This window comes from Kordiimonas sp. (assembly GCF_048264555.1).
Taxonomy (GTDB): domain Bacteria; phylum Pseudomonadota; class Alphaproteobacteria; order Sphingomonadales; family Kordiimonadaceae; genus Kordiimonas.
Genome location: NZ_JBLXCX010000002.1, coordinates 109,095 through 129,710, shown reverse-complemented (window position 1 = coordinate 129,710; position 20,616 = coordinate 109,095). Strand labels below are relative to the sequence as shown.

The window sequence follows — 20,616 nt, the reverse complement described above, 5'->3', positions numbered from 1 at the left end:
AATAAGGCTGGCGGGTATGCCCCATATCAGGCATACTCGCCTTATGGTTAACAAAAGCACGACAGGCACCGAAACACCCGCACCCCCTGAAACCACGGGGGAGGCACGCCGCAACCGCTGGTGTGAAAGCTTCGGCTCGCATGAGAACAGCATCATGGTGTTTAACGACCTCTGTACCCGCATGAGCGGGGACGGCCGCTTCTACCACACCATGGACCATATTGATGAGCTGCTCGCCCTCGCAGAAGCCGCGAAAATCAGCGATAAATGGTTCCACGCCGCCATCTGGTTTCATGATGCGGTGTATCACCCCGGCGCGAAGGATAATGAGGAGCTGAGCGCACGCTTGGCGGGCAAAGCCCTGCCCGTGATGGGCATGGAAGGCGACGAGCAGGCCAAAACCATCGCCGCCATTCGCGCCACCAAAACCCACAAAACAAAAGATAAAGACGTGCAGCTTTTCCTGGATGCCGACATGGCCATTCTGGGCGCGGAACGGGAGCGTTATAGGCGCTATGCCGCAGATATCCGGCAGGAGTTCAGCCACATCAGCGGCTGGCGCTACGCCTGGGGCCGCAGGCGTTTCCTCAAATCATGCCTCCGCCGCAAGGCCATCTTCCTCACGCCGTGGTTTAACCACAAGTTCGAAGCCCGCGCCCGCGCCAATATTCAGGCGGAGTTGAAGGGGTTTTGATTTCCCGCATGACCTGCGCTCTCGCCTATGCCAAGATGCCTTGGGGTTCCATTTGATCTGGTTTTGCGTTGATGCACGATACTGAAATACCACCTGAAATCTCGCCTGAGATAACGACAGAGCTCAAACCACGCCTGCCTGTACGAGTGCGGCGTTTCATTGTGTTTGGCGCCGTCACGCTTGCGCTGGCGTTTTTCACCATTCTATGGCTTGGCTGGGCTGTGATGCTGGACGGCATGACCAGCTTCCTCCTGTTTCTCGTGGCCGTGGGCGGCGCGACGATCGCTAACGCAACCGGGGTTGGGGGCGGTGTGGTGTTTCTGCCCACCTTTGAGTATCTGGGAAGCGCGGGCCTTGTGAGCATCACCGCCGCCCAGATTGTGGGCATGAGTTTCATCATCCAGTGTTTTGGCATGACGACCGGGTCCCTCAACTGGCTCGCGCGCATTTATGACCACCGGGCGGCAGATACGGGCGTGCGGCCCGCGGCTTTCTGGCGGCTGCTCGGCATTGTGATGGTGATGGCCCTGCCCGCGCTGTTGCTCACACAGGCCAACTTTGACGCGCCGCCTGAGGCTGTGCTTTTATGGTTCAAGTCGCTTTCCATCTGCCTTGGGCTCACGCTTCTGATCACCACGCTCATCTCGCGCCAGAACGCGCTACCGCGCCTTGAGGTTGGCGTGGCAGACTATATCGCCCTTGCCGCCCTTGGGCTTATTGGCGGGGTGGCGACGGCGTTTTTCTCCGTGGGTGTGGGGGAGCTGGTGGCGCTTTACCTGTTCATCCGCAACTTCCCGCTGGTGACCGCTGCGGGTGTTGCGGTGATGGCCAGCAGCCTGAGTGTGCTCACGGGTGTTTGGCACCATATCATGGGCGACCCGCAGCCGTGGGGCATGCTGATGTTTCTGGCGCTTGGCTGCACCGTCGGCGGTGCTGTGGCCCGGCATTTTGCCTTTATGCTGGGGGCGCGGCGCTTGAAGATATTCGCGAGCCTTTGGATCACGCTATCAAGCGCATATCTCCTTTTTGTGCATTAGGCTCTTTGTGCACTAAACCCTTGTTTTGACAAACAAAGCCACACGCATTAAGCTTCAACCATAATCAGAGTGCGGGACCATGAGCCCACACCGGATGACGACGAGCGGGGGAAACAATGTTTTCCTCATATATCCGCCCCATAAGGGCCAATAACACCCTGCCGTGCGCGGGGCGATACGCTTTGCTGCACCCGTTTGCGGCCGGGCATACGTAAGAGGGAACCTGAGACATGAAAATATTCCAGAAATTTGGCGGGTTGGCCGCTATCCTTGAAGCTGCGACCTATATTTTTGGCTTTAGCCTCTATTTCACCGTGTTCGCTGAACCGGTAACGGGCGGGCCGATGGGGCTTTTGGCGTTTACCCAAGCCAATAGCACGATCCTGTTCATTCAGAACCTGATCATCTATGTGGGTTTTGGTGCGCTTCTTATTGTGCTGACCCTCGCGCTTTATGAGCGCATGAAAGCGCTCGCGCCCGCACTATCGCTAACGGCGGCGGGTTTTGGCATCGTGTGGTCAACGCTGGTGATTGCAAGCGGCATGCTTGGTAACGTAGGGATCGAATCCGCCCTTGCGCTCAGTGCTACCGATACGGACGCGGCGGCCATGCTGCTGAAGACAACAAGCACCGTGCAAAACGGCCTTGGCGGCGGCAATGAGATTGTGGGTGGTATCTGGGTATTGCTGCTGAGCATTGCGGGCTTGAGAAGCGCCGCGTTGCCGCGTTTCCTCAACTATCTCGGGCTGATCGTCGGCGGTGCGGGCCTTGTAAGCACGGTCCCCGGCCTTGGCGATCTGGGCGCCATTTTTGGCCTGGGCCAGATTGTGTGGTTCATCTGGATCGGTGCCGCCATGCTGCGCACACCTGAGGTACAGGCTTAAGCAAGCTCAAAGATGCTAGGTTTGAGAAACAACGTTCACCCGTCCGGCTATTCGCCGCGGCGGGTGAAAAGCATGGTGATGAAAAGCGAGAGGCCGATACCAACCGGCATGCCAATGGCATAGCCCGTGGCCCAGTCCCCCGTATAGCGCGCGATGGCGACGCTGAGCGCCGTGCCAAGCCCCGCACCCACAGCCAGCGCTGCGCCCATAGGCCGCCGCGTGCCCTCTTCGTTTTCGAGACTGTTGCGCATGCTTCTCTCCCCTGTATTCCCCGCGTGCAGGATACATGCAATCAGCCGCCGTTGCCAAGCCCAAGCGGGAATATGTGCCCGCGCACGCACCAATAACCAGTAGAATTTTCCTCAAAAACAACCTATAGTAACCGTCCTGCCCGAAAAAAATCGAAGTCTCAAGTTCTGGAAACACATGCATAGGGGGTAACCATGCTGTTCAGGAGCCTATCAACACTCATGCTCGCCGGTTGCGTGGCAACAGTTTCAACAACCCAGGTCGAAGCCAAAACCGAGGTGCGATCCTATATCTCGCCGCAGTGTGTGCTCTCACCCAACGGGGACGACAAGGTGCTTGGTTTCCTCGCCGGGATTTTTGTGCCCATGGCGCTTGAGTGGGTGATCGGCGGTGTTGCCAAAAGCATCCGCGAAGCCTCTAAGGAAAAAAGCCACACACTGACGGACAAGGACACCTTTAACCTTTATGTGGCGGCGCCGGATGTGAACGCGACCCCGCCAACGCTTAAGCCTATCCTGCCGAACCCCAATTTCGGCTGCCTGACCACCGTGGTGGGCGAATTTGAGGACGCAGCGGTCAACGATGTGTTTGAGCTGCGCCGGGTGAATAAATCAAGCCCGGTTGATTTCACAGCCCAGAACTCAATGGCCATGGTGAGCCAACGCCTTGTAGATAACGGCATCAAGATCAAGGGCACACCCAAGATCGTCTATGAAGGCCGCATTGCCTATTCAAACGACAAAACCGCCTTCCAGCTTAAAAGCCAGTATCTGGAGGTTAACCAGCTTGACTCTACCACCAGCAATAAATCGCGTGGCATGACGCTGATGTATGAGATCAAAGGCCCGGCGGCGGAAGAAGACGGCTCGAGCTATGCGCTGATCGCGCTCGGGTTTGGAGACGTAGCACGCGGCAAGAAGATGACTCCGGATGATTTTGCGAGCGGTAAAAAACCGGGCGCGGAGACCGGCTGGGTGCGCACAGTTGGCCTGCCCTATCATTCCCGCGTGGCGTATCTGAAGGCCGCGAAAGCGGGGGACACAAGCATGAACGGCTTTGCGCCCGCGCGGCTCGTTACCCGGCTCACGGAAATTGAGGCCGCCAATAAAACCGGGCTGTTTATCGCCGAGGTGCTGGACGGTGTGAAAGAAGACGTGGCGGCTGAGATCGCGAAGAAAATCCTGCCAGAATCGCGCCAGGCTGCCGAGAAGGAAGAAACCGTTAAAATTCAAGGGCTTGAGCAAGCCAAACGCGACGCAGAAATTGCCCTCGCGGAAGCCAAGGCCCTGCTGATCGTAGCGCAAACCTGCGCAGACGGCGTGAGTGCAGCGGTTTGTGACCAGAATAAAGCTGTGGCGGAGCTGAAGGTTGCCAACGCCCAAGCCAAATATGATATTGCCAAAGCCAACCTTGAGGAAGAGCTGGGCAGCGGCAGCATCATCGGCGTGCTTGAACCCGCACCCGCAGCCCCCGCACCAGATGCCGCAATGACACCCGGCGGCGGTGTTGAAAAAGAGGCCATGGCGCCTGAAATGGCGGCCGCCAACCGCCCGGTCAAGATCGTGAAGGAAGGCAACCAGCTGCTGATCGACAATAAGTCGTTTTTCCTCACCCCCGCGAAATGGCCGCAAAACACCATTTTTGTGTGCTGGGAAAACCCTGAAGGCGGGGCGGAGGCTGACCGCATGCTCGTGAAAGCCGCGGTTGACAACAGCTGGCAGGCACACTCAGGCCTCAAGTTTGTGGGCTGGGGAAAGTGTGCGGGTAATGCGCGCGGCATCCGCATCCGTATTGACGACAGCAGCCCGGATAACGGCCCGCATGTGAAAGGGCTCGGCAAATATATGGACGGCGTGAAAGACGGTATGGTGCTGAACTTTACCTTCCGCCGTTGGGGCAGCGCCTGCGCGTCGCCTGACGATATGCGCCAGTCCTGCATCTACTCCATCGCGGTGCATGAATTTGGCCATGCCATTGGCCTCGCGCATGAGCATAACCGCTGGGATACGCCGGGTGAGTGCCAACTGGCCCCGCAAGGCACGGACGGTGACGCCATGCTGACCGAATATGACCCGGACTCGGTGATGAACTATTGCAACCAGCGTTATAACAACGATGGCGAATTGAGCCCGCTTGATATCGCGGGTATCCAGTTCATCTATGGCGCGCCTTAATAATCCGGGCTCACGCAAGATGAAACACTCGTTCCTTACCCTGAGCCTCACCGCTGTGCTGGCGATCAGCATGGCGGTCCCCCTTCACGCTCAAGACGTGCAGAAAGCGCATGAACAGGTTTCAAAAGCGCTTGGTTATGTGGTTGCCAAGGCCCTGATGGCGGGCGACAGCCTCACCCCCGGCGTGCCGGTCGAAAGCCACGCCACCGGCTTTTTTATCGACCGCTTTGGCACCATGGTGACCAACCATCATGTTCTGGAGGCGCTTGGCAACTATGAACCGTCAACGCTGGCGATCACCGTGCATATGGGCGACATGTATGCGAGCGAGAAACGCCCGGCAGAAGTTGATTTTCTGGACGCCATGAAAGACCTTCTGGTCCTGAGGGTACGCGGCAGTTTTGGCCACCAGTTCAACCATGTACGGCGTGAGTTCGCCTATCAGTCAGACATCACGCTCGCGCAAACACCGGTCTACACCATGGGCTTCCCAGAGGGCTACAGCTATATGACCGGGGACGGCAAGATCAACGCGTTTGACGGCCCCAGCGGGCACTTTTACCTGTGGGTTACCGACATGCAGTTCAAGGCGGGCCAAAGCGGCAGCCCGGTGTACCTGCAAGATGGCCGTATCGTTGGGGTGGTTAAAGGGCAGGAACGCGGCTTCGCGCAGAATAACTTCATCATCCCCTTCCGCTATGTAACGCGGCTTGCGGGCCCCGGCTATTTTGGCCCCACGGAGGTGGTGGATAAATCCGGCGATGATATCATCGCCGCCATGACACCCGAGCCCGCACGCATCAAGGTTTATGGCAGCGTGCCTGCATCAAGCGTTGAGCGGCGCACGGTAAACCGCACGTTTGAGAGCGCCAACCTGCCCTGCACGCCAAGCGAAGACCTTATGTGGGGCGTCGAGGCAGCGGAAGGCTGGATCATCGACACCAGCACGATCAAAACAAGCGTCATACAGAAAGCCGCAAAAGCGCTGTTCAGCGGCATTGAGGCTGTAAGCCAGAAGGCCTTCCAGCTCAAAGCCAAGCTTGAAAACGCAGGCCAATGTGTGCGTAACCCCTCAGGCCGGGTGATCGACGAAGACGTGCCCGCAAGCCTGAATGTGGGCGTGACCTATACGGAGCTTCGCGAAATAACGGTGCCCAAACAGCGCCTTCTCTATGAAGCGGCTTATGCGGGCGACGCCATTGACCTCGATATCCTGCCCGAAGGCGTGACAGACGTGAAAGCCATGTTATCCCTTGGCGGCAATATGGAGGTGGCCCTGAGCCTTGACGGGAATAACCCGGATTTTGGCTTGGTCGCCAAGGGTGACACCCTCCAGCTAAGGCCAGAGAGCGGCTGGCTTAACCGCCTGCGCCGGTTTGAGGATGGTGGTGAGGTGATTGGTTAGGCCCAGCCTCACCCACCTACCCCACCACCAGGTGTAGTCCTAACCACGCAAGCTTTCCCATGGCCCACGGATGGCAATGGTGCGCCCCGGGTCTTTCTGGATATTGGCGAACAGCGTTTTGCCGTCTGGGGAGAAACACGCCCCTGCCCACTCGGAAATCGTGGTGCCCGCAATATGGTACAGCCTGCCGTCTGGCGTAAGGCCCACAAGGCGCTGGCTGTCCTGGTCACAATCCTCACAAATGATAAGGTCACCCCATGGGCTCATGACGATATTGTCCGGCATCTCAAGCGCGCCCTCTTCTCTCGCTTCAAAAACCAGCATGATCTGCCCGCCGTCCGCCGGGGTTGCGCCGGGGATATATTTGAATATCTGCCCAAGGCTTTCACGCCCGCCTGAGGTGCAGGTGAAATAAATACCGTCGGGTGCTGTCACAATGCCCTCACCGCGCACAAAAATGGCTGCGCCCTTACTTTGCGCTTCTTCCGCCACAGTGTTCTCTTCCGGGTCTGGCTCATCAATGGTGACCCAGTCACAGTCATACGCGCGGCCGGGCTCAAGCGGTTCATCGGTCGTGTGTTTGCGGCCGTCAGTAAACGCCAGCGCCTGCAGCGTGCCGCCTTCCATCAACCGTCCCGGCGTGCGAGGGATATAGCGGTAAAAACAGCCAACCGTGTTGTCTTCAGTTTCATACACCACCCCGGCACCGTCTACCGCCATGGCTTCATGGTTGAAGCGCCCCATGGCCTTGATCGGCTCAATGCGTTTGAGCGGGGAGAACGGATCTACCTCAAAGGCGTAACCATGGCGTTTGCCCATTTCCCAGCCGTCATAGCCTGCTTCCTCACAGCTTACCCACGTGCGCCACGGCGTGATGCCGCCGGAACAGTTGCGGATGGTGCCCGTGAGGCTCAGGTGATGCTTGAGCACATTGAGGTCACCATCAAGCCAGATGGTTGTGGTGCCGCCAGAAGATTTGGGGTCGTACGCCATATCAGGCTTTGGTGAGGGTGGGTCTGACGGGAAATAAAGCGGCGTTTCATGGTTGCGCACCAGAACGGTCTCCCCGTCCGGGCCTTCAAACGCGCCCATGCCGTCATGATAGCCGGGCACCTCAAGGCCGTCTGACATCAGCTCCCCCGCCATGGAGATCACCTTGTAGGTGAAACCTTCGGGCAGATCGACGACGCCGTCAGGGTCAGGCTTCAAACCCGGCCCAAGCTTCGGCCGCGCCGCACTGCCGCAGGCAGACAGGCTAAGGAGCGTGGCACCCAGCGTGCCGGGCACCAGCATCGCCCCGCCTGTGCCCGCCACAGCCCCCAGAAACCCACGCCTGTTGAGTGTGTTCGTCATAGCCATCCTCCCGCGTTATTTTTCTGTCAAACGCGGGCAGCATGCTGGTGGAGAGGGAGAGCGTCAAGGTTTGCTATTCTCACTCATCTGAAAACGACCACATCAAACCTATCAAATAATTCTAACCAGTCACAAGTTCTACCAATGGTGTGCCATTTGTGATCTTCTCTTGGTGCTGTCTTACAAAACTGTGAAGAGCCTGCTTGACCTCCTCTCCTTGCCCTTTTGGGGAAGCGGTGAAGAAAAGAATGTTGGGAGCGACCCGGCCACGCACGACCGGAAAAATATCGGCGTCTGACATCATGATACTGAGGAACTGGCTTATCGTGGTCGCTCGTTTAATCGGGTCGCACTGGCGCGCAAACTGAATCGAAACCACTGTTTTTCCGGCATTAATATAGTCTTGAAATTCCTCATACAGGGCGTATTTGGGGGCTTTACTTCTACTCATTGATGGCACCTGAAACCCATTGTCTGGGTCAAGAAAAACCAGATCGGACGATTGCATAGCCCGGCAAGCCTTTTGGTGCCAAGCCTCCCGACCTTCCCATCCCAAAACATCCCCGTAAAACTGACTATTTTTGGGCAGTACGCCAGCCGTTTGTATATTTTCCAGTGTGCGTTCAGCCGGTTCACTAAAACGAGCTAAGTGGGTCAACACCTCGGCGTCCAAGGTCTTCCAGCGTGGGCCGTTCAAGTGATGGCGCTTCTCTCCATGATTATTGCCTGCTGCGTCGACCTCTGCTGGATCGGTCAGATACCAATTGACCCCAAGGGATAAACCGGTCTCACGAACCAAATGCCTTAACAAGGCATATTTAATGCAATCATGCGTGTCACCCAAATATCTAGTCTGCATACAGCCCCCAATAAAAAAGACCGGAGCATGGTGCCCCGGTCTTTCTGTTCTCGTCAAGCGTGTAAGTGTAAAACCTACTCATGCCGTCACCCCCGCGAAGGCGGGGGTCCAGAAGGGGTTGGGAAAAGCTCGCCCTGTGCACTGGATTCCCGCCTTCGCGGGAATGACATTTGTGGTTGCGGGAATGACGTGATTGAGGATGCCCGCCTACGCGGGCATGGTAGGCTTGTTACTCCGCCGCAGTTACCTCGTCCGCAGGCAGGTAGAGGTCTGCGCCGCGTTTTTTGAACTCTTCCGACATTTGTTTCATGCCGGTCTCCGCTTCCTCTTTCGCGGCGGCGAAGTCCCGCACTTCCTGCGTGATTTTCATCGAGCAGAACTTCGGCCCGCACATGGAGCAGAAGTGCGCCACTTTGTGCGCCTCTTTTGGAAGCGTCTGGTCGTGATAATCACGTGCTGTTTCGGGGTCTAGGCTCAGGTTGAACTGGTCTTCCCAGCGGAACTCAAACCGCGCACGGGAAACTGCGTCATCCCTGAGTTGCGACGCCGGATGGCCTTTGGCGAGGTCTGCCGCGTGGGCCGCGAGCTTGTAGGTGATCACACCCACTTTCACGTCGTTCCGGTCCGGCAGGCCAAGGTGTTCCTTCGGCGTGACGTAACACAGCATGGCGGTGCCGTACCAGCCGATCTGCGCCGCACCGATGGCCGAGGTGATATGGTCATACCCCGGTGCGATATCGGTTGTGAGTGGCCCGAGGGTGTAAAACGGTGCTTCATGGCAGTGCTTCAACTGCTCTTCCATGTTTTCCTTGATCTTGTGCATGGCCACGTGGCCCGGGCCTTCGATCATCACCTGCACGTCATGCTTCCATGCGATTTTGGTCAGCTCCCCAAGGGTGCGCAGCTCCGCAAACTGGGCTTCGTCGTTCGCGTCCGCAATGCTGCCCGGGCGCAGGCCGTCACCAAGGGAGAAGGAAACGTCATAGCGTTTCATGATCTCGCAGATTTCCTCGAAGTGGGTGTAGAGGAAGCTTTCCTTGTGGTGCGCCAGGCACCATTTCGCCATGATGGAGCCACCACGGGAGACGATGCCGGTCACCCGCTTGGCGGTGAGATGAATGAACGGCAGGCGCACACCGGCGTGAATGGTGAAATAGTCAACGCCCTGCTCGCACTGTTCAATCAGCGTATCGCGGTAAATCTCCCAGGTCAGGTCTTCGGCAACACCGTCCACCTTCTCAAGCGCCTGATAGATTGGCACGGTGCCGATGGGCACAGGAGAGTTGCGGATGATCCATTCCCGCGTGTTGTGGATGTTGCGGCCCGTGGAGAGGTCCATCACCGTATCCGCGCCCCAGCGTGTGGCCCAGACCATTTTGTCTACCTCTTCCGCGATGGAGGAGCTGACCGCCGAGTTGCCGATGTTGGCGTTGATTTTCACGAGGAAGTTCCGGCCAATGATCATCGGCTCGGTTTCCGGGTGGTTGATGTTGGCGGGGATAATGGCGCGGCCAGCGGCGATCTCGTCCCGCACGAACTCAGCCGTGATATAATCCGGGATATTGGCGCCCATGGGGTCACCGTCGCGTTTCAGCTTTTCGGCCATCACCTTGCGGCCAAGGTTTTCCCGCACCGCCACATATTCCATCTCAGGCGTGATAAGGCCTTTTTTTGCGTAGTGCATCTGGCTCACGTTGGCGCCATCCTTGGCGCGCAGCGGGCGTTTTTTCACCGGGAATTCTGGCGCCAGATAGTCGCCTTCCACCTTGCCGTTGTCTTCCGGCTTGATCTCACGGCCTTCATATTCTTCCACATCGCCGCGGCCTTCAATCCAGGCACGGCGCAGGTCTGCGAGGCCTTCATAGATATCAATGTTGGCGGATGGGTCCGAATAGGGGCCGGATGTATCATACACACGCACGGGCACTTCGTTGGCCGATGGGTGCAGGTAAATTTCCCGCATGGGTACGCGGATGGTGGGGTCGAGTTCAGACCGCACATAAATCTTTTTCGAGCCCGGCAGTTCGCCGGTCGTAACATTAAAGCTTTGGTTTGCTGTATCAGGCATTTGATTGCTCCGTCCCTTGCGCTGGTGTTAGCCAGATCAGGTTCTAAGGGTCTCTGCGCCAATGTTTGCAGACTCTCAGCCCTTTGCCATGGGTGCGGCGGGCTCCCCTCGGAACGCGGTTAAGTGAAGTGCCTTATGTACGCCCCCAGGCGCGCGCTCGCAAGCGCTTTCCCCCAAAAAATCGGGTGGCTGATATCTGCATCCCAGCCCTAACATAAAAGAGGCGGGCGTGCCTAGCACACACCCACCCCGCCTGATGACGCCTGCTTCCCTGCCCTTAGAAGCTGGCGCTTACCATAGCCACAACAGCGCCCTTGCCCTCGCGCGCATCCACGTTTGTTTTTATATATTTGAGGGAGAGTGTGAACTGCTCAAAATTATAGGCGACACCGCCGTGCCAATCCCATTTGTTGGTACCAAAGGCACCGTCTTCATAAGCCACATGCCCCATGAGGGAAAACGGGCTGTCGCCAAGTGGCATTTCACCGTCCAGATAAAGATAGATATTATCCTGATTGCCGGTGTTTTCCTGCCCCCACACATAAGCACCGCCCAGCGTCCAGCTTGCGGGGCCTGCGTTGCCGCCCACAGAGCCGTAAACCTCAAGATAATAAGTGCCGCTTGAGCCGGGGTATGTATAAGCCAGAAGGCCAATATCGGTTGAGAGACCACCGATCTCGCTTGCGTACCCGCCATAGATATCAAGCTCAAATTCGGACCCGGCATAACTCTCAATCGAGCTGCCCCAAGTGCCAAGGTAAAAGCCGCTTTCATGCTCGACATCAAAACCGCCCTGGATGGCAAAATCCCGGTCTGAAAGCGAAATGCCCCGGAAGCGGTAGTCACTAGCGATCGCTGCGTTGGCGGAAAGAGAGAGGCCAGAACCTTCATCGGCCCGCGCACCGCGCGCGTTCAGTGCCATGGCACCAGCGATAGCAAACCCGACAATAAGCCAGAGAAGCGCGCGTTTGATGCGGCCAGCGCCGGACGCGGCTTGCACCTTGGTGTGGCCGCCGCGTGGGGGATTTTGGTGTTGTGTTCTCATAGTCAACTCCTTGAAAGGCAGTATTGGGGAAGCCCGTTAGCTTCTCATCACGTTGCGGATGTTGCCGAGGAAGTCCTCAACCGAGGTTTTGAGCGATGTGGACACGCCGGAAACCTCATGGGACGCGGTGAGCACCTGCCCTGACGCCGCCATGGTTTCAGATGCCCCCTCTGACACGCTTACGATATTGCGGTTCACGTCCTGCGTGCCGGTAGCAGCTTCCTGCACATTGCGGGCAATCTCCCCCGTAGCGGCACGTTGCTGCTCAATCGCTGCGGCGACAGCTGAGGCCAGCTCCGCCGTTTCCTGCACCGCATTGCGGATCGCATCCATCGAACGGCTCGCGACGGTGGTTTTTTCCTGCACCGCGCGGATCTGCTGCTCGATCTGGTCCGTCGCCTTGGCAGTTTGCCCGGCGAGCGACTTGACCTCGCTTGCAACAACAGCAAAACCCTTGCCTGCATCACCCGCCCGCGCGGCCTCAATGGTCGCATTAAGGGCCAGAAGGTTGGTTTGCTCAGCGATATCGTTGATGAGCTTCACGACCTCGGTGATCTCCTGTGAGGCCTCCTCAAGTTCGGCCATCACACCGCCCGCTTCTTCTGCCTTATTAGCTGCGGACATATTGGCGGCGTTCGAGCGTTCGATCTGTTGCCCGATCTCGGTGATAGACGCACTCAACTCCTCGGTTGCACTCGCGACCGTTTGAACGTTCACGGTTGCTTCTTCGGCGGCCGCAGCCACAGTGGCGGAAAGTTCATTGGTATGCTCCGCCGTACCGGTCATCGACTGGGCCGTGCGCTCGAGCTCCGCGGCGGCAGCGGATACGGTTGTGAGCAGCTCGGAGGTTTTTTCATCAAACGCCAGGATAAGCGTGCTCATTTCCTTCACGCGGGCTTCTTTGGCTTCTGCGTCGCGGCGTTCACGCTCACGCTCTTCTTCAATGCGCGCAGCTTCTTCACGGCGGTGGCGTTCATCAAGCTCAGCCCGTTCTGCGGCTTCACGGTCAGCCTGTTCACGCAAGAGCCGACGCTCAAGCAGGTTTTCTTTGAAGATGCCCACAGCTTTCGCCATGTCGCCCACTTCGTCCTGATAGTCCTGATGCGGGACGGTGACTTCATCGTTGCCGTCCGCCAGTTCACCCATCACCCCCACCATATTGTGGATGGGGCGCGTGATAGTACGGGCAAAGAAAAAGCCGAGAACGCCGATTATAAGCGCAAAAAGGGCTGCAATTAGCAACAAGAACCACCCCATGGAAACAATGGGCGCATCCATCTCTGCCACATCAAGCTCACCAATCAGCACCCATTTGGTGCCAAGAAACTCGAACGGCACATGCGCGGACACTACGTCGATGCCGCGATAGTCCTCAATCTCCTGCACACCAGCTTCACCGCGCAGCCCCGCCTCAACGGTTTTGCCGTCTATTTTGACCTTAAGAATAGTGCTCTCGTCTGAAAAACGACTGTCAGAGCGCATGAGACCATCTGTGCCAACGATATAAGTCTCGCCACTTTCGCCCATGCCAGCGGTTTTCTGCATGATGTTGTTGATGCGCTCGATCGGCATCTGGAACACAAGCACGCCTGCTGTGTTGCCGTTTTCATCTGCTATGGCCTGGGAGATGAAGCTCGCGGGTGCGCCGTGGCTTGGGGCATAGGCCCTGAAATCAAAGAAGCTGTCCTTGCCGCCCGGCCCCACTTTCATGGCGGCCCGGAAGGCGTTGCCAAGGTCGGTCGCGCGCCATTTGCCGCCGTTCAGGTTGGTGGCATAGTCCAGTTCCTTGAAGACGGTGTAAACAAGGTTGCCTTCAGGATCGAAGAGGAAAACATCATAATACCCCCGGCGCTGTTGCAGCGCATGAAACCACGGGTGAAAACGCGCGTGCGCCGCGCTATAGCTCGAGCCATCACCGGCGCTATAGAGCTTATCTTTCTCCCCTGTGGGGTGCGGGTTGTCTGCAATATAAAGCTGTTGCAGCAAGGGGCCCGGGTTGTCCCCCATCTCCTGCCACCCGGCGGAAAACGCGCGCAGCGCCTCACGGGTGTGCGGATTGGAGGCTACCAGCTTCATGTCTTCTTCGATGGAAGACAGATACCCCTGCAGCTCTGATTTTCTCGCATCCAGAACCGCTGACAACCGGTCCTTCACTTGAGAGCTGACTTCGCCGCCCGCCTGAAAAAAAGCGAAAAGGGACACGACGGCGGAGGTGAGAATAACGATCAGGATAACAACTAGGGGCAGACGGGTAGATATACGGAGCCCATTTAGTTTCAACATAAGGACCTCTTCGGAATGCTGATGCAGTCAAAGCGAGGTCTGGTCAGCCATCACCCCCAGGGTGTCTTTGCGTGGTGAGCGCAAAGTTTCGTGCTTTTATCTACTCTTGAGGGCGTACTAGCCTCTAGGTCCAAAGATTACCGTAATAGTTTAAAATTTTACTAATTATCAAAGTGTTGGGTAATTATTTTTATAGTTAACAAAAAATTAGGTCATATTCGAAATAATTTTGCAATCTTTAAGAATTGAAACACAACCTAAGACACTCAGGAAGCATGCACACTCGCCGCAGTCGGCGGCTCATAGTTAACGGAGAACCATGGTGCCGCATTGATAGTGCGATCAGATTGGTTGCCCCAATGCGCCAATAGGTCGTACCGGCGGCACTGCGGCACTAAAGCTGCTTGATAAACTGAAACTCGGTGGTGTTGGAGCTGTCATTCAGGTCGCGGGTTTCCGCCTGCTTCACATACCCCTCGCGCTCGTAAAACCGGTGCGCGCGGGTGAAGCGCGTATCCGACCACAACTCCATCGTGGCGGCGCCCCGCGCTTTGGCTTTACCTTCCACGTGGCGAAGCAGCTTGAGGCCCATGCCGGAACCACGCAGGTCTGCACTCAGGTAAATACGCTTGAGTTGATAGCGGTCACCCTCAATCTGGCTATAGGACACACAGGCGAGCAAACCGCCCGGCCCCTCAACCACAAAACCCTCACCGCCCTCGGACGCAATATAGCTTGCGTAGGCATTCAGGTCGCTGTCCAAGCCGTCCGGCTCAATATAAACACCTTCATACTCGCTGAAAATGCTGCCAATCAGCGCAATCAGCGCGGGGCCATCTTCGTCCCGTACAGGCCTGAGGTTTGGTTCACGCATAGCATATCCTTCGAGCCAACTTCGATTTTGCGGACGTATATAAATACAGAACACGACCTGACACAAGCAGACAATATCTAAATAAAATCAAAATAAATAAGAAAATACAATGTCAAATTATTTAATAAAATAAATAAAATCACAAATCATTGTAAATAAAAATTTAATACCAACATAATAAACAGTGATTTAAATAAAAACAAAAGGTATACAATATGACATTCAAAGATATGTTCAATTCAAAAACCGGCAGGAAAAAAGATCAAACTGCGCCTCATAAAGACGCCACACCTGCCGCTGACATCAAAGCAACAACTGCCGATACACCTGTCGTGGCTAAATCCAAATAGTCCGAGTGGTGGCGGAATAGTTCACCATACACGGACACATTATACCCCCGAGAGGGCGATCATGATTACACGTTCAACTGAAAATATGGTGACATTCCAACATCCCTTTGTTGTTTACGGCTATAAAAAAAGCCTGCCTGCGGGCACTTACAAGGTGGCATTTGAAGAAGATCTTCTGCCCAACCTCTTTTTCCCCGCCTTTCGCCGCACGCAGGCAACGCTGCATCTACATGCAGAGGTCGCCCATCCCGGCGTGATGGAATATCTCACGATCTCACCAAAAGAGCTGGAGGCGGCTCTCAAGCGCGATGAGGCTACCACCTTGAAGCTGCTTGAAGCTGCGAGACCCGCAAAGAAAACCGCCAAGGCAGACCGCGATGCTATTGAACGCGGAGAGGACGAAGGCATGATGTGGGTGAGTGATACGCTACCGCAGGACTGCGGGGATCTATCACCACACCACGCTGACGGCCTCCGCCCCCGGCACAACAGTTAAACCAGCCTTACCTTACTTTGGCGCAATCGCGCAGGCGCGGGTTTGACCCAAGGAAAAATCATGACCACAACATACAGGCCACGTGATATCGCCGCTTATATCTTCGCCTTTTCGATGCTGCTGCTATATGCTGGCGCAACCGTGATGGCAGAAGAACAAACGACCAGAATCCCGGCGAATGCCCACGCACAGGGTTACGGTAACAGCTGGGAATGCGATAACGGCTACCAGAAATCAGGCAACGAATGCCTTGCAGTTGCGCTCCCCGACAATGCCTATTTGACCAACAAATCCTATGGGCGTGGCTGGGAATGCCTGCGCGGGTTCAGAGAAAGCGGCACGGCATGCCTGGCTATTGAAATACCCGACAAAGCCTATTTGGCTGAAACCACCTATGGCTCGGGCTGGAAGTGCGAACGCGGGTTCAGAGAACATGAAAACCAGTGTGTCACGGTCACCGTGCCACCAAATGCCTATCTGACAGACACCACCTACGGTTCCGGCTGGGAATGTGAACGCGGTTTTCAAGCAACAACCGATGCCTGTGTCGCAATCAACGTTCCTGAGAATGGATTTCTAGGCAGTTCTTCCTATGAAACAGATTGGCAGTGCGAACGCGGCTTCCAGAAGGAAAACGACCGCTGCAAGGCCATTGCTGTACCCAGGAACGCCTACCTCACGGGATCATCATTCGGGCTTGGCTGGAAATGTGACCGTGGATACCAGAATGTCTCCAACACCTGCGTACTTATCCCCATTCCCACGAACGGCTATTTTGTTGATGAGTCCTACAGCGCAGGCTTCAAGTGTGAGCGCGGATACCGCGCGACACGCACTGACTGTGTCGCGATTAAAATGCCAACAGGCGCTCACCTCGATTATACAGGCAATGACTGGACCTGCCCAAAACCACTGCGGCGTGAACAAGACCAGTGTGTTGACAATGATTGACATTAGAAGAGAGAGCAACAGCAAGGCCCACGAGCCTCGCCCTGCCGCTCGCATAGTGACCGAGGAACGACCCGCATGGGACACCCCTAAAGACCGGCTCTGCCTGCGCTGTGAGACACCGTTTCTCAGCGAGTGGTCCGGCCAGAGGGTTTGTCGACGCTGCAAAAGCACCAATGCATGGCGCAACAGTATGCCACTCTCAGGAAACGGTGGCCGGCGCCAATTGAGGCGCAGCACCCCCTCCTCTCGAGATTGATGTGTCCTCAAAGAAAAAGGCCGCCTGCGGATGCAAGCGGCCTTCTCATAAAATGTCCAGACCTTTCGGAGTGGCTCATCCCCCGGATTAACGGGAGTAGAATTCCACCACGAGGTTCGGTTCCATGATCACTGGGTAAGGTACTTCGTCCAGTGTCGGGATACGAACGTAGGTTGCTTTGAAACCGTCTACAGTTACGTATTCCGGGGTTTCACGCTCTGGGCTTTGAGTTGCTTCAATCACCATTGGAACGCCGCGTGATTTCTCACGTACTTCTACAACGTCACCAGGACGCAGCAGGCGTGATGGGATGTTACAGCGCTTGCCGTTCACGAGAACGTGGCCGTGGTTTACGAACTGACGTGCGGAGAACACGGTTGGTACAAACTTGGCGCGGTATACGATAGCGTCCAGACGGCACTCAAGAATACCGATCAGGTTTTCACCGGTGTCGCCTTTGCGGCGGTCAGCTTCATCATAGTAACGACGGAACTGCTTCTCGGTGATGTTACCGTAGTAACCTTTCAGCTTTTGCTTGGCGCGCAGCTGGATACCAAAGTCAGACAGCTTGCCTTTACGGCGCTGACCGTGTTGACCTGGGCCGTATTCGCGGCTGTTCACTGGAGACTTGGCACGGCCCCAGATGTTTTCGCCCATACGGCGGTCAATTTTATACTTCGCTTGGATACGCTTGGACATGCGAATCGCTCCTTTCATATAAGCGCCACGGGCGTGTGCGGTCCGAAAACTGATGCACTATGGTACCCGTGCGGCCAAGATCACCATTGCCTTGGCCATTCATTAACGGGCGGGGAATATGGGAAAGCCGGGGTAAAGTCAACGACAAAGTGCAGAAAACCGCGAAAAAACAGCAGATTTACACATTCCCGCACTTGAGGTTGGCAGGCACCGCCACATCCATAAACTTGGGGTTTGGCAGGTCTAGGCTGTCCATCAGCGCGATGTAGACCGCTTTATCCGCCACCTGAAGGCGCGGATTATAAGCCTTTTCTTCACCAATACGGCTTTCATTCATGCCTTTATAGTCATGCGCAGGATACACGACAGTGTCATCCGGCAAGGTGAGCAGCCTTCTGGTCAGGCTATCATACTGCATGCCCGCGTCACCATTTTGAAAGTCGGTCCGTCCCGTGCCGCGAATAAGCAGTGTATCGCCCGTAAACACCATGGCGCGCCCGTCAGCCTTGAGAAAAAAGCTGAAGCTGTCATCCGTGTGGCCCGGCGTGGCTATGGCCTGCAACTTGTATTGGCCGAACGCAAGCTCCTCCCCATCAGCAATGAAGCGGGAAACACAAGCCGCGCCAGAGCCGACACCATGCACACTCTCGGCGCCAAACTCGTCACGCAGCGCCCCGAGGGCCGTCACATGATCTGCATGCACATGGGTATCCACCGCATACTTAAGAGTGAGGCCATACTCATCAAGCAACCTCCGATACAGCGGCATTTGCCCCAGCACCGGGTCGATCATGACGGCCTCCCGCGTCTCCTTATCGGCGAGCAGATAGGTGAAGGTCCAGCTTTCTTGATCAAACAGTTGCCTGAAAAACATTGGCCCCTCCTACGCTTGCACTTTGTTCCAAGGCATGCGCGCAAGCATCATGCCCATGGCACAGGTATCGGTAATACCCGCGAACATCAGCCCGGCCCCAACAAAACCGGAGAGCGCATAAAACCCGGGGTTCACCAGCACCCCGAGCACAACACCCGCCAGCACAAGGCCGCCGGCGGCTATGCGCACCTGTCGCTCTAGCGACATTACCGGCTTGCCTTCTTTCACTGGCATGCCTAACGCGGCACATGCATCGGTACCGCCCTGTACGACGACAACCGGATGAGCAGACCCAGCGGCAACAAGCTTGGCACCAGCCTGTTGCGCTCTTCCGCCGCCCTTGCAAAGGATATAAATGGGTGCGTCGGCACCGGCCTTGTCGGCCGCTGCCAGAACAGAGACTGGGTTAAAGTCTTGCAGCGGATATAGCTTTGCCCCATGCACATGACATGCTGCGTATTCCGCCTCTGTTCGTACGTCGATAACAAAAAGCTCCCTGTTCAACTCATACTCTGACCAGAAGTCAGCAACATCAACCTGTAAGACCATTTCAAACTCCTGACATTCACGCATATTTGCTAATCAATGCACCAAGGTCGCTCAAATCATCGGTTTCACCGGCCTTGATGTGCGCCTCGATAATACAGGCCAGCATGGTGTGTGCGGCCTTGTCCATCGCCTTCCGGGCAGCAGCCATCTGCTGCACCACCATTTCACAGTCCGGCTCATCCACGTCTATCAACCGCTGAACCCCCCGCAACTGCCCTTCAATGCGGGCAAGGCGAGCTTTCATGGACGATTTATCTTTGGCGTTGATCATTTTATGCACCTTAATATACTATACCCCCTATAGTATAATGCTTAACAAAATACTTTCAAGACCTAGCGCAAGAATTTGCTGCCAAGCTTCACGCGATCACGATCAATAGTGCTGAAACTAAAGGCTTACCGCGACAGGTGCTGGTCAAAGAACGAGACGATAATGCGGTAAGCCTCTTCTGACTCCGGCAAGTCAGCATCCATGAAAAAGGCGTGCCACAGGCCGTCAAACAGCACGAGGTCAGACACCGCACTCACAGCTTTCATATTACGGTGCATTTTGCCAAGGGCGCTTGCGGCAAAGTCCCGCGATCCGGCCACCAACAGGGTTGGCGGGAACCGGGACAGCATATCCGGGAAAGCACCGGGTGTGACCAGCCTGTCATGCATAGTCACACCGCTGAAGTATGGCAGGCGCCCAACCGTCAGTGGCTCAAAGGGCACATGGCCATTAAGGGCCGCGTCAAGAACCGCACTGTCCCCACCATAGTCAATGCCTGTGCCGCAAAACGTCCCTATAGCGCCCGGCGCGGGCAAGCCTTTCTCAAGGATCAAGGCTGTTGTTTGCGCGGTAAGAACACCACCGGCGGAACAGCCATAGATGCCAATGGCTGTCGCAGCATGGCTCTCAAGCAATGTTTTATAGACCGCAAACGCATCCTCAGACCCCGCAGGGAAACGATGCTCAGGCGCCATACGATAATCAAGGGTGATGACCTTCATACGACCGATGGCGGCTATTGGGATAGCTTCCACCAGCTCCCCGCTGCCCGCACCCCACATGAAGGCGCCGCCATGCAGGTTTATCAGCACCCGCCCGGCCTGTTCAGGCCTTGCTCCGGCCTTGGGTTCCACAATCTGCACCGGGACACCCGCTATAGTATCTGCGTGCACATCCACCGCATATTTCTGCCGCATCAGCTCAGCCCGCGCGCTGTTCTGCTCGTCATAGAAGGCGCGCAGTACCGTGATATCTTCCGCGCGTGACGGATGTTGCACCAGCATATTTTCAGCCTGGCGCTTCTTCGCCGCATCACTCAAATACCCAGAGGGCGGCATGGAGAATGCAGGCACGGAAACGGCGGCATCAGGCGTTTCCTTCTGATCCACCGCCAAACCCGCATCACCAAATGCAGTCACAAGCACCGCTGCTTTAGCAAGCTGTTTCCAATACCGCCTCATAACACCCTCTTCCGCTAAGACTATTCTGAGGAGCAGGATGTCAGCATATGCAATCGATTGCAAA

20 protein-coding genes and 1 riboswitch are annotated in these 20,616 nt (G+C 56.2%); of the genes, 8 read left to right on the top strand and 12 right to left on the bottom strand.

Annotated features, from left to right (window positions below; genetic code table 11):
- The first annotated feature begins 43 nt into the window (after window positions 1-43).
- From ACN0XZ_RS05710 to ACN0XZ_RS05700, 3 genes are all read left to right on the top strand, one after another.
- Window positions 44-694 carry a hypothetical protein gene (locus ACN0XZ_RS05710; RefSeq protein ID WP_417456767.1) on the top strand — a complete coding sequence of 217 codons (651 nt, stop codon included), beginning with the start codon at window positions 44-46 and terminating at the stop codon, window positions 692-694.
- A 71-nt stretch (window positions 695-765) separates the two neighbouring features.
- Window positions 766-1,731 (top strand): sulfite exporter TauE/SafE family protein, encoded by a 966-nt coding sequence (locus tag ACN0XZ_RS05705; RefSeq protein ID WP_417456766.1) that lies wholly within the window; start codon window positions 766-768, stop codon window positions 1,729-1,731.
- Between the two features lie 230 nt (window positions 1,732-1,961).
- The gene (locus ACN0XZ_RS05700; RefSeq protein WP_417456765.1) at window positions 1,962-2,615 is read left to right on the top strand and encodes a DUF4386 family protein; all 654 of its coding nucleotides are present in this window, start codon (window positions 1,962-1,964) and stop codon (window positions 2,613-2,615) included.
- 47 nt (window positions 2,616-2,662) lie between these two features.
- Here ACN0XZ_RS05700 and ACN0XZ_RS05695 read toward each other — a convergent pair whose 3' ends face one another.
- The gene (locus ACN0XZ_RS05695; protein WP_417456764.1) at window positions 2,663-2,866 is read right to left on the bottom strand and encodes a hypothetical protein; all 204 of its coding nucleotides are present in this window, start codon (window positions 2,864-2,866) and stop codon (window positions 2,663-2,665) included.
- A 192-nt stretch (window positions 2,867-3,058) separates the two neighbouring features.
- On the opposite strand from ACN0XZ_RS05695, the gene ACN0XZ_RS05690 reads away from it, so the two are divergent.
- Together ACN0XZ_RS05690 and ACN0XZ_RS05685 are read left to right on the top strand one after the other, a co-directional pair.
- Window positions 3,059-5,038, top strand: a complete 1,980-nt coding sequence (locus ACN0XZ_RS05690; RefSeq protein WP_417456763.1) for a hypothetical protein — start codon at window positions 3,059-3,061, stop codon at window positions 5,036-5,038.
- A 19-nt stretch (window positions 5,039-5,057) separates the two neighbouring features.
- Complete coding sequence (locus ACN0XZ_RS05685; RefSeq protein WP_417456762.1) at window positions 5,058-6,443, top strand: S1 family peptidase; 1,386 nt, start codon at window positions 5,058-5,060, stop codon at window positions 6,441-6,443.
- 39 nt (window positions 6,444-6,482) lie between these two features.
- Here ACN0XZ_RS05685 and ACN0XZ_RS05680 read toward each other — a convergent pair whose 3' ends face one another.
- From ACN0XZ_RS05680 to ACN0XZ_RS05655, 6 genes are all read right to left on the bottom strand, one after another.
- Window positions 6,483-7,796, bottom strand: a complete 1,314-nt coding sequence (locus tag ACN0XZ_RS05680) for an alkaline phosphatase PhoX (protein WP_417456761.1) — start codon at window positions 7,794-7,796, stop codon at window positions 6,483-6,485.
- A gap of 121 nt (window positions 7,797-7,917) precedes the next feature.
- Window positions 7,918-8,655, bottom strand: coding sequence for a hypothetical protein (locus ACN0XZ_RS05675; protein ID WP_417456760.1), 738 nt, complete (start codon window positions 8,653-8,655; stop codon window positions 7,918-7,920).
- Window positions 8,656-8,884: 229 nt separating this feature from the next.
- On the bottom strand, window positions 8,885-10,723 hold the full coding sequence (gene thiC, locus ACN0XZ_RS05670) for a phosphomethylpyrimidine synthase ThiC (RefSeq protein ID WP_417456759.1): 1,839 nt from the start codon (window positions 10,721-10,723) through the stop codon (window positions 8,885-8,887).
- Window positions 10,719-10,842: riboswitch (TPP riboswitch) on the bottom strand. (Overlaps the previous gene by 5 nt.)
- Before the next feature lie 158 nt (window positions 10,843-11,000).
- On the bottom strand, window positions 11,001-11,768 hold the full coding sequence (locus tag ACN0XZ_RS05665; protein ID WP_417456758.1) for a TorF family putative porin: 768 nt from the start codon (window positions 11,766-11,768) through the stop codon (window positions 11,001-11,003).
- A 36-nt stretch (window positions 11,769-11,804) separates the two neighbouring features.
- Window positions 11,805-14,051, bottom strand: a complete 2,247-nt coding sequence (locus ACN0XZ_RS05660) for a methyl-accepting chemotaxis protein (protein WP_417456757.1) — start codon at window positions 14,049-14,051, stop codon at window positions 11,805-11,807.
- A gap of 394 nt (window positions 14,052-14,445) precedes the next feature.
- A complete protein-coding gene (locus ACN0XZ_RS05655; RefSeq protein ID WP_417456756.1) occupies window positions 14,446-14,925 on the bottom strand; it encodes a GNAT family N-acetyltransferase in 480 nt (159 codons plus the stop codon).
- Window positions 14,926-15,140: 215 nt separating this feature from the next.
- Between ACN0XZ_RS05655 and ACN0XZ_RS05650 the strand changes: the two genes are divergently transcribed.
- The 3 genes from ACN0XZ_RS05650 (at window position 15,141) to ACN0XZ_RS05640 (ending at window position 16,722) form a co-directional block, all read left to right on the top strand.
- Window positions 15,141-15,275: a hypothetical protein gene (locus tag ACN0XZ_RS05650; RefSeq protein WP_417456755.1), complete on the top strand. Its 135-nt coding sequence runs from the start codon at window positions 15,141-15,143 to the stop codon at window positions 15,273-15,275.
- A gap of 61 nt (window positions 15,276-15,336) precedes the next feature.
- The gene (locus ACN0XZ_RS05645) at window positions 15,337-15,771 is read left to right on the top strand and encodes a hypothetical protein (RefSeq protein WP_417456754.1); all 435 of its coding nucleotides are present in this window, start codon (window positions 15,337-15,339) and stop codon (window positions 15,769-15,771) included.
- Between the two features lie 60 nt (window positions 15,772-15,831).
- Window positions 15,832-16,722, top strand: a complete 891-nt coding sequence (locus tag ACN0XZ_RS05640) for a hypothetical protein (protein WP_417456753.1) — start codon at window positions 15,832-15,834, stop codon at window positions 16,720-16,722.
- Window positions 16,723-17,065: 343 nt separating this feature from the next.
- On the opposite strand, the gene rpsD is transcribed toward ACN0XZ_RS05640, so the two are convergent.
- The 5 genes from rpsD to ACN0XZ_RS05615 all read right to left on the bottom strand — a co-directional run bounded on the left by rpsD (window position 17,066) and on the right by ACN0XZ_RS05615 (window position 20,552).
- On the bottom strand, window positions 17,066-17,677 hold the full coding sequence (gene rpsD / locus ACN0XZ_RS05635; RefSeq protein WP_417456752.1) for a 30S ribosomal protein S4: 612 nt from the start codon (window positions 17,675-17,677) through the stop codon (window positions 17,066-17,068).
- A gap of 178 nt (window positions 17,678-17,855) precedes the next feature.
- Complete coding sequence (locus ACN0XZ_RS05630; protein WP_417456751.1) at window positions 17,856-18,551, bottom strand: MBL fold metallo-hydrolase; 696 nt, start codon at window positions 18,549-18,551, stop codon at window positions 17,856-17,858.
- 9 nt (window positions 18,552-18,560) lie between these two features.
- Window positions 18,561-19,100 carry a rhodanese-like domain-containing protein gene (locus tag ACN0XZ_RS05625; protein ID WP_417456750.1) on the bottom strand — a complete coding sequence of 180 codons (540 nt, stop codon included), beginning with the start codon at window positions 19,098-19,100 and terminating at the stop codon, window positions 18,561-18,563.
- Between the two features lie 16 nt (window positions 19,101-19,116).
- On the bottom strand, window positions 19,117-19,371 hold the full coding sequence (locus ACN0XZ_RS05620) for a metal-sensing transcriptional repressor (RefSeq protein ID WP_417456749.1): 255 nt from the start codon (window positions 19,369-19,371) through the stop codon (window positions 19,117-19,119).
- 125 nt (window positions 19,372-19,496) lie between these two features.
- Entirely contained in the window at window positions 19,497-20,552 is a 1,056-nt protein-coding gene (locus ACN0XZ_RS05615; RefSeq protein ID WP_417456748.1) for an alpha/beta hydrolase, read from the bottom strand.
- Window positions 20,553-20,616 lie beyond the last annotated feature (64 nt).

Excerpts from the sequence above, each read along its gene's own strand:
- thiC (WP_417456759.1), bottom strand. The coding sequence starts at position 10,723 with ATGCCTGATACAGCAAACCAAAGCTTTAATGTTACGACCGGCGAACTG.
- ACN0XZ_RS05695 (WP_417456764.1), bottom strand. The coding sequence starts at position 2,866 with ATGCGCAACAGTCTCGAAAACGAAGAGGGCACGCGGCGGCCTATGGGC.
- ACN0XZ_RS05705 (WP_417456766.1), top strand. The coding sequence starts at position 766 with ATGCACGATACTGAAATACCACCTGAAATCTCGCCTGAGATAACGACA.
- ACN0XZ_RS05675 (WP_417456760.1), bottom strand. The coding sequence starts at position 8,655 with ATGCAGACTAGATATTTGGGTGACACGCATGATTGCATTAAATATGCC.
- ACN0XZ_RS05650 (WP_417456755.1), top strand. The coding sequence starts at position 15,141 with ATGACATTCAAAGATATGTTCAATTCAAAAACCGGCAGGAAAAAAGAT.
- ACN0XZ_RS05660 (WP_417456757.1), bottom strand. The coding sequence starts at position 14,051 with ATGTTGAAACTAAATGGGCTCCGTATATCTACCCGTCTGCCCCTAGTT.
- ACN0XZ_RS05690 (WP_417456763.1), top strand. The coding sequence starts at position 3,059 with ATGCTGTTCAGGAGCCTATCAACACTCATGCTCGCCGGTTGCGTGGCA.
- ACN0XZ_RS05685 (WP_417456762.1), top strand. The coding sequence starts at position 5,058 with ATGAAACACTCGTTCCTTACCCTGAGCCTCACCGCTGTGCTGGCGATC.
- ACN0XZ_RS05640 (WP_417456753.1), top strand. The coding sequence starts at position 15,832 with ATGACCACAACATACAGGCCACGTGATATCGCCGCTTATATCTTCGCC.
- ACN0XZ_RS05625 (WP_417456750.1), bottom strand. The coding sequence starts at position 19,100 with ATGGTCTTACAGGTTGATGTTGCTGACTTCTGGTCAGAGTATGAGTTG.
- ACN0XZ_RS05680 (WP_417456761.1), bottom strand. The coding sequence starts at position 7,796 with ATGACGAACACACTCAACAGGCGTGGGTTTCTGGGGGCTGTGGCGGGC.
- ACN0XZ_RS05665 (WP_417456758.1), bottom strand. The coding sequence starts at position 11,768 with ATGAGAACACAACACCAAAATCCCCCACGCGGCGGCCACACCAAGGTG.
- ACN0XZ_RS05615 (WP_417456748.1), bottom strand. The coding sequence starts at position 20,552 with ATGAGGCGGTATTGGAAACAGCTTGCTAAAGCAGCGGTGCTTGTGACT.
- ACN0XZ_RS05700 (WP_417456765.1), top strand. The coding sequence starts at position 1,962 with ATGAAAATATTCCAGAAATTTGGCGGGTTGGCCGCTATCCTTGAAGCT.
- ACN0XZ_RS05710 (WP_417456767.1), top strand. The coding sequence starts at position 44 with ATGGTTAACAAAAGCACGACAGGCACCGAAACACCCGCACCCCCTGAA.
- ACN0XZ_RS05645 (WP_417456754.1), top strand. The coding sequence starts at position 15,337 with ATGATTACACGTTCAACTGAAAATATGGTGACATTCCAACATCCCTTT.
- ACN0XZ_RS05630 (WP_417456751.1), bottom strand. The coding sequence starts at position 18,551 with ATGTTTTTCAGGCAACTGTTTGATCAAGAAAGCTGGACCTTCACCTAT.
- rpsD (WP_417456752.1), bottom strand. The coding sequence starts at position 17,677 with ATGTCCAAGCGTATCCAAGCGAAGTATAAAATTGACCGCCGTATGGGC.
- ACN0XZ_RS05655 (WP_417456756.1), bottom strand. The coding sequence starts at position 14,925 with ATGCGTGAACCAAACCTCAGGCCTGTACGGGACGAAGATGGCCCCGCG.
- ACN0XZ_RS05620 (WP_417456749.1), bottom strand. The coding sequence starts at position 19,371 with ATGATCAACGCCAAAGATAAATCGTCCATGAAAGCTCGCCTTGCCCGC.